The organism is Prauserella salsuginis (genome assembly GCF_024648885.1).
Taxonomy (GTDB): domain Bacteria; phylum Actinomycetota; class Actinomycetes; order Mycobacteriales; family Pseudonocardiaceae; genus Prauserella; species Prauserella salsuginis.
In genome coordinates this window covers 23,596-36,557 of the sequence record NZ_JANBBF010000015.1, presented here as the reverse complement: position 1 = coordinate 36,557, position 12,962 = coordinate 23,596, and the positions used below count along the sequence as shown (strand labels likewise).

Annotated in this window: 14 protein-coding genes and 1 other RNA gene; 9 read left to right on the top strand and 6 right to left on the bottom strand. The window is 70.1% G+C overall.

Features of this window, described 5'->3' with window-relative positions; translation table 11 throughout:
- Positions 1-82 precede the first annotated feature (82 nt).
- Positions 83-1,030, top strand: coding sequence for a cobalamin biosynthesis protein CobD/CbiB (locus tag LY40_RS24260; protein WP_258938264.1), 948 nt, complete (start codon positions 83-85; stop codon positions 1,028-1,030).
- A gap of 25 nt (positions 1,031-1,055) precedes the next feature.
- Here the strand turns inward: LY40_RS24260 and LY40_RS24255 are convergent, their stop codons facing one another.
- The 6 genes from LY40_RS24255 to LY40_RS24230 all read right to left on the bottom strand — a co-directional run bounded on the left by LY40_RS24255 (position 1,056) and on the right by LY40_RS24230 (position 6,745).
- Positions 1,056-1,799 (bottom strand): M15 family metallopeptidase, encoded by a 744-nt coding sequence (locus LY40_RS24255; protein ID WP_258938263.1) that lies wholly within the window; start codon positions 1,797-1,799, stop codon positions 1,056-1,058.
- A gap of 243 nt (positions 1,800-2,042) precedes the next feature.
- On the bottom strand, positions 2,043-2,789 hold the full coding sequence (locus LY40_RS24250; protein WP_183779110.1) for a M15 family metallopeptidase: 747 nt from the start codon (positions 2,787-2,789) through the stop codon (positions 2,043-2,045).
- 183 nt (positions 2,790-2,972) lie between these two features.
- Positions 2,973-3,872, bottom strand: coding sequence for an SURF1 family cytochrome oxidase biogenesis protein (locus LY40_RS24245; protein ID WP_258938262.1), 900 nt, complete (start codon positions 3,870-3,872; stop codon positions 2,973-2,975).
- 66 nt (positions 3,873-3,938) lie between these two features.
- Entirely contained in the window at positions 3,939-4,847 is a 909-nt protein-coding gene (locus LY40_RS24240; RefSeq protein WP_258938261.1) for a fructosamine kinase family protein, read from the bottom strand.
- A complete protein-coding gene (locus LY40_RS24235; RefSeq protein WP_183784894.1) occupies positions 4,826-5,311 on the bottom strand; it encodes a low molecular weight protein-tyrosine-phosphatase in 486 nt (161 codons plus the stop codon). The genes LY40_RS24240 and LY40_RS24235 overlap by 22 nt, the downstream gene beginning before the upstream one ends.
- Positions 5,312-5,362: 51 nt before the next feature.
- Complete coding sequence (locus tag LY40_RS24230) at positions 5,363-6,745, bottom strand: HNH endonuclease signature motif containing protein (RefSeq protein ID WP_258938260.1); 1,383 nt, start codon at positions 6,743-6,745, stop codon at positions 5,363-5,365.
- Positions 6,746-7,103: 358 nt separating this feature from the next.
- On the opposite strand from LY40_RS24230, the gene LY40_RS24225 reads away from it, so the two are divergent.
- The 8 genes from LY40_RS24225 (at position 7,104) to LY40_RS24190 (ending at position 12,960) form a co-directional block, all read left to right on the top strand.
- Positions 7,104-7,949: a Nif3-like dinuclear metal center hexameric protein gene (locus LY40_RS24225; protein ID WP_258938259.1), complete on the top strand. Its 846-nt coding sequence runs from the start codon at positions 7,104-7,106 to the stop codon at positions 7,947-7,949.
- Positions 7,946-8,683: a zinc ribbon domain-containing protein gene (locus tag LY40_RS24220; RefSeq protein ID WP_258938352.1), complete on the top strand. Its 738-nt coding sequence runs from the start codon at positions 7,946-7,948 to the stop codon at positions 8,681-8,683. The genes LY40_RS24225 and LY40_RS24220 overlap by 4 nt, the downstream gene beginning before the upstream one ends.
- The gene (locus tag LY40_RS24215; RefSeq protein WP_258938258.1) at positions 8,680-9,936 is read left to right on the top strand and encodes a bifunctional RNase H/acid phosphatase; all 1,257 of its coding nucleotides are present in this window, start codon (positions 8,680-8,682) and stop codon (positions 9,934-9,936) included. The genes LY40_RS24220 and LY40_RS24215 overlap by 4 nt, the downstream gene beginning before the upstream one ends.
- A gap of 38 nt (positions 9,937-9,974) precedes the next feature.
- An RNA gene (gene rnpB / locus LY40_RS24210) (RNase P RNA component class A) lies at positions 9,975-10,398 on the top strand.
- A 51-nt stretch (positions 10,399-10,449) separates the two neighbouring features.
- Positions 10,450-11,151, top strand: coding sequence for a class I SAM-dependent methyltransferase (locus tag LY40_RS24205; RefSeq protein WP_183779098.1), 702 nt, complete (start codon positions 10,450-10,452; stop codon positions 11,149-11,151).
- Positions 11,152-11,251: 100 nt separating this feature from the next.
- Positions 11,252-11,557 (top strand): putative quinol monooxygenase, encoded by a 306-nt coding sequence (locus LY40_RS24200; protein WP_183779096.1) that lies wholly within the window; start codon positions 11,252-11,254, stop codon positions 11,555-11,557.
- A gap of 605 nt (positions 11,558-12,162) precedes the next feature.
- The gene (locus tag LY40_RS24195; RefSeq protein WP_183779094.1) at positions 12,163-12,429 is read left to right on the top strand and encodes a hypothetical protein; all 267 of its coding nucleotides are present in this window, start codon (positions 12,163-12,165) and stop codon (positions 12,427-12,429) included.
- 15 nt (positions 12,430-12,444) lie between these two features.
- Positions 12,445-12,960, top strand: a complete 516-nt coding sequence (locus LY40_RS24190) for a hypothetical protein (protein ID WP_183779092.1) — start codon at positions 12,445-12,447, stop codon at positions 12,958-12,960.
- Positions 12,961-12,962: the final 2 nt, after the last annotated feature.

The window sequence follows — 12,962 nt, the reverse complement described above, 5'->3', positions numbered from 1 at the left end:
GCGTCGACGCGGACCCCGCGAAGCGGCATCGCGGCCCTCGGTAGGCTGCTGCGTAGCTTTACCGGTTTGGGGGTTTCGGATCGTGAGTGCGCATCGAGCCGTCGGGCTGCTGCTCGGCGTGGTTGCGGACGGTCTGATCGGCGAGCCGCGGCGGGCCGGCCCGCCCCGTCCGGTCGCCGCGTTACCGCAGGCCGCCGACACACTGGCGCGGCGCATCGGGACCGCCGGCGCGACGACGGTGGTGACCACCGGCGCCGTCGCCGTGGGCATGCTGGTCGAACGCGCGGCGGGTCGTCACCGGTTACTGCGTACGCTCGCGGTCGCAGCGGGCACGTGGTCCGTCCTCGGTGGGGCGCGGATCGCGTCCGACGGCACCGAACTCGCCCGCGACCTCGAGAACGGCGACTTCGACACCGCACGCGCACGCATCTCCACCGTCGACCTGCGCTGCACCGAGGACCTGGACCTGCCCGGTTTGTCGCGGGCCTCGATCGAAGTCGTCGCGGACCAGACCTCCAACGCCGTCGTGTCCCCGCTCGTCTGGGGCGCCGTCGCGGGACTGCCGGGAATGCTGGCGGCCCGCACCGTCACCGTGCTCGGCAGGCGGCCCGGCATGGAACTCGACATCGCCTCTGCCCGCTCGGCCGATCCGGTCGCACGGCGCCTCGACGAGATCGCGAACCTCGTGCCCGCCAGGCTCACGGCCACGCTGACCACGGCGGCGGCACCGGTCGTCGGCGGTTCCGCGCGGAGTGCGTGGCAGGCGTGGCGCCGCGACACCGCCGCCCACCCCAGTCCGAACGCGGGGCGCGCCGAAGCCGCATTCGCCGGGGCGCTCGAGATCCGCCTCGGCGGCCGGACGGTCTACCCGCGTGGTGTGGCGGAACTGCCGGTGCTCGGTGCGGGACGCAACCCCGACGCCGGTCACGTGACGCGCGCCGTCGAACTGTCCCGTGTGGTCGGGCTCTGCACGGCAGGTGTGTCGGCCGTGCTGGCGGCCGTATCCGGCCTCGGCAGGCGCCGCCGCTAGGAAGGCGACGGCGCGTCCGTCGGCGTCAGCAGTTCGGCGCAGAGCTGTACGGGGTGCGGTCGTTGGCCACGTGGACGTGGTCGTTGTGGCCCTCCGCGCCCGGCCCGATGATCTCGGTGAACCCGGCCTCGTGCGCGGCGTCGTACAGCGTGCACTGCGGGTGTTCGTTCGCCCCGATACCGAGGTCAGCCGTCTCGCCGTACATGTGCCTGCTGGTGCTCGACCCGCCGACCGAGTCGTTGCACGACACGCTGCGGAAACCGGATGTGATGCCGAGCGGGACGTCGCCGAGCTTGTGGCGCATGGCCTCGAGCTGCCACATGACGCGGCGGGAGTTCTCCTTCGCGGTGGCGGCGTCGACCTTGCCGCCCTCGAAGTTGTTGGCGCCGCAGTTGTCGTCGAACTCGGAGTAGGAGAAGTGCTCGGGAGTGCAGTCGTCCTGCCCGAGGGCGTGCAGCACCTCGCGTGTCTCGGCGTCGACCACCCCGGACGGTGCGACGTCGTAGCCTTCCTGGAAGCGTTCGACCGCGGCCTCGGTCGCCGGGCCGAACTCGCCGTCGATCGTCAGATGTTCGCCGCGGCTCACCCAGCCGGCGACGCGGACCTGCAGCTCTTCGACCGCGGCGCCGCTGTCGCCTTCGGACAGATCGCTGTCGAAGGTGAAACAGCCGTCGGCTGCTGCCGTCGCCGGGTTGACGAGCGTCGCGGTCGTGAGGCCGCCGGCCGCGAGTGCGGCCGCCGCCACCACGGAGAGAACTCGGTTGCGCATGGCACCTCCAGGGTCGTTGCCGACGTGCCGACCGGTCGGCACATCCGGAACCTTGGCGTGAGGAGTTGACGAAGGGCCAGCGATTCCGGTGAATGCATACCAACGGCGGGGTGCGAAAGTCGGATTCGCGGAGTGCGGGAAGCGCGAACCGCGTCGCCAGCGTTCGTCACCGCATCCGCACACGAGAACGGGGGTGGTCCCGGTGCGGCACCAGGACCACCCCCGTCACAGGGGTGCGAACAATCAGCAGTTCGGGGCACTGCGGAACGGGCTCGGATCGTTGGCCACGTGGACGTGGTCGTTGTGGCCGCTGTAGCCCGGCCCGAGGATCTCCGTGAAACCGGCCTTCCATGCAGCGTGATACAGCGTGCACTGGGAGTGAACATTCGCGCCGATGCCCATGTCGGCCGTCTCGCCGTAGAGATGGCGACTCGACGACGAACCTCCAACAGCGCTGTTGCACGAGTAGCTGCGGAAACCTGACGTGATGCCGATGGGCCGGTCGCCCAACTTGTGACGCATCGCCTCGAGCTGCCACATGACCCGGCGGGTGTTCTCCTTCGCGGTCGACGCCGACACGGCGCCGCCGTTGAAGTTGTTGGCACCGCAGTTGTCGTCGAACTCCGAGTAGGAGAAGTGAGCCGGAGTGCAGTCACTCGACGTCAGGTCGTAGATCTTGCTGAACGTCTGCGGACCGGCCACACCGTCGGCGCCGAGGCCGTAACCGGACTGGAACCGCTTGACAGCCGCCTCGGTCGCCGGGCCGTACACGCCGTCGATGACGAGGTGCTCACCGTGGCTCACCCAGCCCGCAACCCGGATCTGCAGCTCCTTCACGTCAGAGCCGCTATCACCGCGCGACAGGGTGCTCGACCATTCGTAACACGAGGCCGCGCTGGCAGGTGCCGGCGTCGTCACCGCCGTGGCGGCCGTGAGGCCGGCCGCAGCAACGGCCGCGGCAGCCAGAAGGGATAAGAAACGTTTACGCATGGGACCTCCGCAGTTGTCCAGGTGCCGCGTTGGGGGATTCGGCACGCGATAGGCAATCTGCCCGAGTTGTCCCGGTCCTTTGGTGGGGATATGAAAGAAACCGACGAACGTTCTAGGTAGAAAGTGGGAAACAGCCGTCCGAAGTCACGGAAAGCACACGCAGGCGTTACCGAAAGACGTCGCTCAGCGGAGTGCGTCGGCCTCGTCGTCCTCGGCGAGGATCTGTGCCACCGACTTGCGCTTCTGCTTGCCCGGGTGCTTGCCCTGCTGCTGTTGCCCTGCCGACTCGGCGGTCGTGGGCTCGGCCGCGTCGCCAGAAGCGGCCTCTGCGGAGTCGGCGAGGGCGCCGCCCGGGCGGGCTTCACGGATCGTGAAGTAGAGCCAGCCGAGCAGCGCCATCGCACCGAACGCGATCCACTGCAGTGCGTACGAGAAGTACGGCCCGGCCTCGAGCTGGGGGAGCGGCAGTGCCGTCAGCACCCCGGGCTCGCCGGGTTCGAGCTGATAGTAGCCCGGCTTGATGTCCAGACCGGTTGCCCGAGCCACCACCTGCGAATCCACCGAGTAGGAGTGCAGCCTGCCGCCGGTGGTCTCGTCGGCGAACGCATCCCGGTTCGACGGATCGTTCTCGTCGATGCGCACGCGGGCCTCGACGGTGACGCGGCCCTGCGGCGGGGCTGCGAAGTCCGGAACGCCCGTGTCGTTCGCGGGACGCACGAAACCGCGGTTGATCAGCACGATCGGGCCGCCGGTCGTGCGCAACGGCGTGAGCACCTCGAATGCCGGTTCGCCCTGCACGGTACGAAGCCGCGCGATGACCTCGTCGTCGGGAAGGTAGGTGCCCTCGATGACGGCGCGCCGCCATTCGGTGTCGCCGTCCGGAGCTGAGTTGCCGGGCAGCAGTTCCGCCAACGGTTGGGGAGAGGCGGCAGTGGACGAGGACACGGCGTTGTTCCGGGCGGTACGTTCCTCGTGCCGATCGAACTGCCACGGGGCGAGCACGGTGAAGCACAGGGCGGCGAAGACGAGCACCACCACCGTCAACGCCAGCCAGCCGGGCTTGAGTAGGAACTTCCACCGCACACCCACTACGGTAGGCGGCCACGCCGGGCGCCTCATCGAGTGGTCGTGTCTTGCGCGGTGTGCGTCTCAGCGAGTGGTGCGGAGGGCCTGCTGTGCGGCGGTCAGTGCCTGGCGAGCGTAGCCGCCGCCGAACAGCACCGTATGGACGAGGAGAGGGAACAGTTGGTGCAGGCCGACGCGGTCCTCGTGGCCGGTGGCGAGGGGATTGCCCGCGTCCGTGGCGGTTTCGGCGTAGGCACCGAGGATGCGGTCGAGGTGCGGCGCTCCGAACAGTCGCAGCATCGCGAGGTCGGTTTCGCGGTGGCCACCGTGGGCGGCTGGGTCGATGAGCCAGCCGCGGCCGTCGGTGCCCCAGTGCAGGTTGCCGGTCCATAGGTCGCCGTGGAGGCGTGCCGGTGGTTCGGTGCCCGGTTGCAGTTCGGGGAGGCGGGTGCAGACTGCGTCGAACACGGCAGCCTCGTCCGCACCGAAGATGCCTTGGTCGACGGCGGTGCGGACGTACGGTTCGATTCGGTCTCGGGCGTAGAAGGTGGCCCATGTGCCGTCGTCGTGCGTGGTGTCGTTGGCCATCGGGGCGAGGCCGATCCAGGCGTCGACCGGTCCGTCGGGTGGTGGGGAGCCGAAGGCGGGTGCGCCGCGGAGGTGCAGGGCAGCGAGGCCGCGCCCGAAGGATTCGACTGCAGCCGGCGAGGGGGAGCCGCCGGCGGGTTCGATGTAGTCGAGCACCAGCCAGTCGTCGTCCCAGCCGTGCGCATGCGGTACGGGCACGTCGCCGGGTTCGGCCAGCCAGCGCAGGCCTGCGCCTTCGGCGGCGGTGGCGTTCGGGCCTGCTGCGGGCTTGGCCACCACGGTGGTTGTGCGGTCGTCGAGGCGTGCGACGACCGCACCGCCGCTGAGCGGGCGGATGTCGGTGGGCTGGGCGTCGGTGTGGCGGACGATCGCGTCGTAGGCGGTCACAGTCGGGTGCGTGCCCATGAGATCAGCTCCGGCATGGCGCGTTCGATCATGTCGAGGACGTCGGTGAAGCCATCGTCGCCGCCGTAGTACGGGTCGGGCACTTCGGCGTCGGCGGGCGCGGACGGGTCGAAGTTGCGGAGTAGAGCGACCCGGCTGGGGTCACCTGCGAAGTCGGTGACGTCGCGCAGGTGGCTCTTCGTGGCGACGACGAACAGGTCCGCGTCGTCGTGGTGGCTGCCGAGTTGCGCGGCGACGTGGTCGTCGGGGTAGCCGGCGGCGCGCAGGGTGGCGCGGGCGCGGGCATCCGCGGGCTCGCCTACGTGCCAGGGCCCGACGCCTGCGCTCGTGACCGTGACGTTGTCGGTGAGACCTGCGTCGTCGAGTTGCTTGCGGAACACGAGCGCTGCCATTGGGGAGCGGCAGATGTTGCCCGTGCAGACGAAGCAGATGTGGAGGTTGCCGTCGGGGCGCTGCTGGTCCATCACGGTCTCAGTCTGCCGAATCGGCCGGCGCGTTCGTCGGTCCGGTCGTCGTCACGGGCTTGCGTCGCGCGCCGGGTCCGTTCGCCGGGCGGGGCCGTCCTGCGGAGTGGCGTCACCCCGTGGACGGCGCCTGCGCCGATGGCGTGTCTTGCCGCGTGGTCGGCCACCGGTGTGGGGTTCGGGCCGTCGCCGCGGTTCCTGGGTGCCGGGACTGTCGCCGGCGCTGCCGGCGCTGCCGGCGCTCGTGCGCCGGGTGCCGAGGTCCTTTTCGTGTGGTGGCGGCGCGGTGATCCGCCGGTCGGTGGGTGTCGTGATGTGGACCGTGCCGTCGGCTTCGAGCCGGAAGGTCCAGCCGGGGCTGTGTTTGACCTGGTGGTGGTGTCGGCAGAGTCCGATGAGGTTGGCCGCGCAGGTGGGTCCGTCGCAACCGTGGGGGATGACGTGGTCGAGGTCGACGTGGTCGGAGGGTCGGTGGCATCCGGGGAAGCGGCAGGTGTGGTCGCGGACTTTGACGTAGTCGGCGAGCGCTTTCGGTGGCCGGTATCGGGTGCGTCCGACGTCGAGTGGGACGCCGGTGTGCGGGTCGGTGATGATCCGCCGCCAGGTCGAGGCCGGGTCGTGCGCGATCGCTCGCGCCACAGGGGCGGGCAGTGGGCCGTGTCCGGCGAGCTCGGCCGGTTTTTCCGTCAGACCGACGAGTGTTGTGAGGTCGATGTGGACGAACACATCCGCCTTCGGGGGCGGGGACGTCACGGCTGGTGGTGACGGTGCCTGGGTGGGCAGGGCGGCGGCGACGGCAGTCTCGTCGCGGCCGAGCAGCAGGTCGCTGTAGACGTCGGCGCGGAGCTGGTCGAGGCTCCGGCGGTCGCCGCCGCGGCGCAGGGTCCGGGCCGTGGTGTCGACGCGGGCGTATGCGGCTTGAGCTGTCTCGGCGGGCAGTTCGGCTGCCAGGGTGGCCGTGCTGCCGTCGTTGTGGCTGAGTCGAACGTGCCGTTGGGCGCGTTCCTGCTGAGCTCGCTCGGCCTGGCCGTCGGGATCGACGTCGAGCACGGTCTTCTTGACGAGCCGCTGTATCGACCCGGCGGTGGCGCCGTCGAGTCGTCCCGCCACCAGCTGGTCGACCCGGATCGCCAGGGTGTCCGGCAAGGTCGAGGTCGGGCCGGCGACCTTCGACGCCTTGACCAGGTCGACCTCGCCATGGGTGAGCGCGTCCAGCGTGTGCGGTAATCGTTTCACCAGTTGTTCGGCGAGATCGAGTCGCTGTCGGGCGAATCTTCCGGTCCAGCCGAGTGCGACGCCGACCTCTGCGGCGGATTCCTCCGTGTGTCCGCGTACGGCGACGAATCGCGCGGCCGCGTCCACGAAGCGTGCGTGTAGTCGTGCGACGGCCCGTTCGATGCGGACCATCTCGTCGAGTTCTGTTCCCCCATCCATCACCCCGCCGACGCTACCTACGCCTACGCGGCATTGCGAACACCTGTTCGGGTAATCGGCGGCTTCGGACCGTGGCCGCCGTGCCGCGGTGGATGGCGCGCGAGTGTCACCACTCGTGCGCTTCCGCAAAAGTCCGACGGTGCATCGGCCGTGCCGACCTCGGAGAACGTGTCGTGCCTTGTCGAGACTATCGGTCTCGTCTGACTGGGCCGGTCAGGTGTCATCCGGACAGGTACCTCCGGCAGGCACAGCCGCCCCGGCCCCGTCCAGCTCCGCCCGACATCAAATGGCCCGACGACCCGTGGCGTTCCTTCGGCGGCGTGCCTGCGCGGAAACGGCCGCATGGGAGGATCGCGCCATGCCCGCCACCAGTCCGAACTCCCCCGCGCCGGCCGTCGCCGACGTCGTCGCCGCACTGGACACGGCGTATCCCCGCGAGCTCGCCGAGTCGTGGGACGCGGTCGGCCTCGTGTGCGGCGATCCGGCCGACCGGGTCGACCGCGTGCTGGTCTGTGTCGACCCGGTCGCCGCCACCGTCGACGAGGCCCTGGAACTCGGTGCACAGCTGATCGTCGCCCACCATCCGCTTCTGCTCCGTGGGGTGCACGGCGTTCCAGCGGACACGTCGAAGGGCTCGCTCGTCCACCGCATGATCCGCGAGGGCGTGGCGCTGTTCTGCGCGCACACCAACGCTGATTCCGCCAGCCCCGGTGTCTCCGACGCGCTCGCCGCGGCCATCGGACTCGACGTCCAGCGTCCACTCGTCCCGCACGTCGACGGCGCCGACACCGGGCTCGGCCGCATCGCCGTGCTGCCGGAACCGGAACCGTTCGCCGCGTTCGTCGATCGCGTCGGCGCGGCACTGCCGGCCACCGCCCCCGGCGTGTACGGCGCGGGGGACGCCGACCGCCTGATCCGCACCGTGGCGGTATCCGGCGGCGCGGGCGACGGTTTTCTCGACACGGCGACGGCCGCGGGCGTCGACGCGTACGTCACGGCGGACCTGCGGCACCACCCTGCTGGAGAGCATCTCGAGCAGCCCGGCGCGGTCCCCGCGTTGGTCGGTCTGACGCACTGGGCGAGCGAATGGCCGTGGTGCGGGCAAGCGGCCGACGTGATCGGGCAGGCGGGTAACGTCGAGGTTCACGTCTCCACACGGTGCACCGATCCGTGGAACGTCCGAGCGAACGGGAGTACGAAGTGAAGGCAGACCCGTCCCTGCAACGCGAGTTGCTGGACCTCGCCGAAGTGGACGCGGAGCTCGCACGTGTCGCCCACCGGCGCCGGAACCTGCCGGAGCTGGCCGAGATCGAGGGTATCGAGAAGACCCTGCGGGACAAGCGTGATGCGCTCGTCAACGCGCAGACATCGGCATCCGATCTGGAACGTGAGGTGACGCGGCAGGAACGCGAGGTCGAGTCCGTGCGCGCCCGCGCGGACCGAGACCGCAAGCTCATGGAGTCCGGTTCGGCCGGGGCGAAGCAGCTCACCGAACTGGAGCACGAGCTGGAGACGCTCTCGCGCAGGCAGCAGGTCCTCGAGGACGATCAGCTCGAGCTGATGGAACGCCGTGAGGCGGCCGACATCGAGGTACAGCGCGCGGCGGCCGAGGTCGACAAGGCGGAGCAGGACCTCGAGGACGCCGTGACGCGCCGCGACGAGGTGCTCGCCGATCTCAACGCAACTCAGGCGCGGCGCGACGCCGATCGTGCCGCGCTCGTGCCGAAGTTCCCGGAAGCTCTGCTCAAGACGTACAACCGCGTGCGTGAACAGCGGGGTATCGGTGCCGGGCTGCTGCGCTCGCGCCAGTGCGGCGCGTGCAAGCTGGAACTCGACCGCAGTCAGCTGTCGGACATCAAGAACGCGGCCGAAGACGACGTCATCACGTGCGAGAACTGTGGCGCGATCCTGGTCCGTACCGGGGAGTCGGGCCTGTGAGCAGACGTGTCGTCGTCGAGGCGGACGGTGGTTCGCGCGGCAATCCAGGGCCCGCCGGGTACGGCGCGGTGGTGAAGGACGCCGACACCGGCGAGGTGCTGGCAGAGCGTGCGGTCGGCATCGGGACGGCCACGAACAACGTCGCCGAGTACAGCGGTCTTGTCGCGGGGCTCGAAGCCGCGGCCGCCACCGGCGCGTCCACTGTGGACGTCAAGATGGATTCGAAACTGGTCGTCGAGCAGATGTGCGGTCGGTGGAAGATCAAGAACGCCGCGCTGCAGCCGCTCGCGCTCGAGGCGCGTGACCTCGCGGGCCGGTTCCAGCGGGTGACCTACGAGTGGATTCCCCGCGCGAAGAACTCTCACGCCGACCGGCTGGCCAACGAGGCCATGGACACTCAGGCCGCCGTCGGCAGCACTGAGCCCGTCGGCAGCACTGAGCCCGTCGGAGAGCAGGAGCCTGCAGCGGAGGCCGAACAGACCGCGCTGCCGCTGGCCGCGGCATCCGCCACGACCACACCCGCCCCGACAACACCCGCCACGACGGTGTCCGCCGACGCGCCGACTGTCGAGGCACAGACAGTCGAGTCCGCAGGTCGCGCACCGACCGGGTGGACGGGCGCGACGGGAACACCGACGCGGCTGCTGCTCGTCCGGCACGGCCAGACGGAGATGTCGGTCGACCGGCGCTACTCCGGGCTCGGCGATGTCGCGCTGACCGAGACGGGCCGGTGGCAGGCGCAGGCCGTGGCGAAACGACTGGCCGGAATGGACAGTGTTCGTGACGTCGACCCTGTCGTCGTCTCGTCACCCCTCACGCGTGCTGCGGCGACCGCACAGGCCGTGGCCGAGGCCCTCGGCGCGCGGGTCGAGACGCAGCAGTCGTTGCGGGAAACGGACTTCGGCGCATGGGAAGGGCTGACGTTCGCCGAGGCCTCGCAGCGCGACCCGGACGTGCACGGCCGGTGGATGAGCGACACGTCGGTGCCGCCGCCGGACGGCGAGAGCTTCGACGCGGTGTACGTGCGCGTTCAGCAGGCATACGAGCAGCTGCTCCGGAAGTACCAGGGCCGGACGGTCGTCGTCGTCAGCCACGTCACGCCGATCAAACTGCTGCTGCGACTGGCGCTCGACGCCGGTGCGTCGCTGTTGTTCCGCCTGCATCTCGACCCGGCGTCGCTGTCGATCGCCGACTTCTACCCGGACGGCAACGCCAGTGTGCGGCTCGTCAACGACGTGTCCCACCTTCGGTGACACCTGCCCGAGGGTACGGAGTAACCTGAGTTCGAGGACGAGTTGGCAGGGCGGCCGCGACGCCGCGCCCGAGTGGCGTGGTTTCGAGGAAAGTCCGGACTCCACAGGGCAGGGTGGTTGCTAACGGCAACCCGGGGTGACCCGCGGGAAAGTGCCACAGAAAGCAGACCGCCCGGCGGTGCTGCGCCGGTGCCCGTGGCGCCGGCGCAGTGGCCGGGTAAGGGTGAAACGGTGGTGTAAGAGACCACCAGCGTCCCGGGTGACCGGGACGGCTCGGTAAACCCCACCCGGAGCAAGGTCAAGAGGGAGCCCCAGGGTTCCTGCGCAGGCGTTCGAGGGCGGCCCGTCCGAGGCCTGCGGGTAGACCGCTGGAGCCTGTCGGCAACGGCAGGCCGAGATGGATGGTCGCCGCCCACGGCTGGGCCGTGGGAACAGAATCCGGCTTACATGCCAACTCGTCCTCCCAGCACTGGCGGCGCGGATCGGCGGGTTCGATGGCAGCGGAGGTGGCCCGTGTCGGCAGCTGACGTACGTGACGCCTACGGCAGGCGGGCGGTCGAGTACGCCGACTTCGCGTGCGCTCCCGAACTCATGGCCGAACCGGACCGGAACCTCGTCGCCCGCTGGGCCGCAGGCGTCGACGGCCTGATCATCGACGCCGGATGTGGCCCCGGGCAGTGGACCGACTTCCTTCGCCGCAGCATCGGCGGACCCGACAGCGCCGGACCCGACAGCGCCGGACCCGACAGCGGTGGCCCCGATATCGACCGCACCGGCAGCGATGATCGCCGCGTCGAGGGTGTGGACCTCGTTCCGGAGTTCGTCGACATCGCTCGCACGCGGTTCCCCGCCAACCCGTTCCGCGTCGCTCGGCTGGACGCACTCGGCGTCGCCGACGCGTCGGTGGACGGCATTCTGTCGTGGTATTCGATCATCCACACCGAGCCCGCTGTGGTACCTGGCGTGCTCGCAGAGTTCGCGCGTTGTCTGCGCGGCGGCGGCAGCTTGCTGCTCGGGATGGCTCGCCAGGTCGACGGCTCGCGGGTCGAGGCGTTCCCGCATGCCGTGACGACGGCCTACTTCTGGCCGGTCGACGTGATGTCGCGGCTGCTCACCGGCGCGGGTTTCCACGTCGAGGAGGTCGAGACCCGCGACGACCCCGGTCACCGTCCCCACGCGGCCCTCGTCGCTCGCCGGGTGCTCGACGTGTCGTGACCGGTCGTCACCCGGGCGTACCGGCCGACGTCGCCGTTCGCCCGCCGACGTCGGCCTGTCGCCCAGCACTGCGGGCAGCCGCCGGAGGTAGGTTGGCCGCATGACCTTCGCCAACGTGGGCACGCTCGGTGCGGTGCCGGGGCGACGCGACGAGCTCGCCGCCCACCTTTCCCGGCGCAGCGACGTGCTGGCCGAGGCGGGCTGCCTGCTGTACGAGGTCGGTGTCGGCGAGGATCCCGACACGGTGTACGTCATGGAGTTGTGGACCAGCGCCGAGGCGCACCAGGCGTCGTTGCAGCTGCCCGCCGTCCGGGAGTCGATCGAGCAGGCGCGCCCGATGCTCTCCGGCGTGTTCGGCGGCTTCCGCTTCGACGTCGTCGGCTCACCGCTCCGCGACACTCCGTAGGCCGCCCGCGGCCTCTCCGCAACGCGCTCCGGCCCGGTTCCGGCGGTCGCGGTCGCACCGCCATCCGGTTGAAGCACCGCCCTGTGGTCGAAACCGACCCGAACGGGTGACCAAACCACTTACGGTGGTTCTCCGCGCGGACTGAGTGGCGCGACGGGGTCGGTTTTCACCGGATCGGTCAGATCGTCCGGTTCGGACGTCTACACAGGGCCTTTACACGGTGGAGCGCTGTGATGCGGCCGAATGGGTCATGATTCACTAGTCGCGCCGGCGCATCCCGTGACACGGCCGGGTACGGCGGAACTCAGCGTGAGGTCGATCTTGGCGTGTGAGTGAGGCCATCCGCACACTAGGAAAACCGGGTGGCCACCGTTAACCCTGGAGCTTCGGGCAGCGATGATGGAGGTCGGACGAGGTGGGTGTGCACACGCGCGACGCCCACGGAGGCGGGACCCTCCCTTCGGGGTCGCGCTGCGGGTGTACGGGTCTTTGACCGCCACACCTCGTCACGCCATGATGTTGTTCGAACACGGGAAGTGCTGGACCACCCGCGCGGTACGGACCATCCGTACCGGCACCACACTCCAGGCACTCGGGAGTAGGCGATGACCACGATGACGCTTGCGGCTCTGGCGCAGCAAGGCGAGCTCGGCACCGGAGGAGTCCGTACCTGGCTCCTCGACAACATTGTCCCGCTCGTGCTGCTCGCCGTCGCGCTGCTGCTGCTCTGGCTGGGTGGCGGCAAAGGCGACAACGCCGGCGTGATGCGCAGGCTCGGGGGCGTCGTGATCGCCCTCGCGCTCATCGGTCTCGCCGTCAGCGGGCTCGGTGTCGACGTCGGCGAGTGGCTCGCCGGCCTGTTCACAGGCTGACCGGGGCTCGCGGACGTGCGCATACGTACCGACGACGAGATCTACCGGGTCGACGCCGTCTGGCTCGGCCCGCCGAAGGCGACGTTCCCGTGGCGCGCGCGGTACGTCGCCTGGGGCGTCGGCATCCCGATGTTCCTGGTGATACTGGGCATCGAACGCCAGGTGGGCATCGGTTTCGGGTTCTTCAGCACCGCATGGGCGTTCGTCCTCGCCATCGCGATCACTCGGATGATCACCGCGAAGATCACGCACGAGCGGCCGCTCTCGGCGGTGTTCGCGATGTGGTTGCGCGAGTTGCATAGCCCGAGGGAGAAGACCCGTGCCGACGGCGGTGCCGTCAGCGCGAGCAAGATCAAGGTCAGGGCGGAGCGACCCCTGCCGAAACACAAGCGCGGCACTCGCGGGGCACGTCCCCGCGGGGGCGCGTATCCGGTCCGGCCCGGCGGGCCGGCGTCCGGACGCCCGTCGGCAGACAGCACAGCACGAGCGCACCGGCGCACCGGCCGCATGCCGGCGTCGGTCGGGAGGTAGGC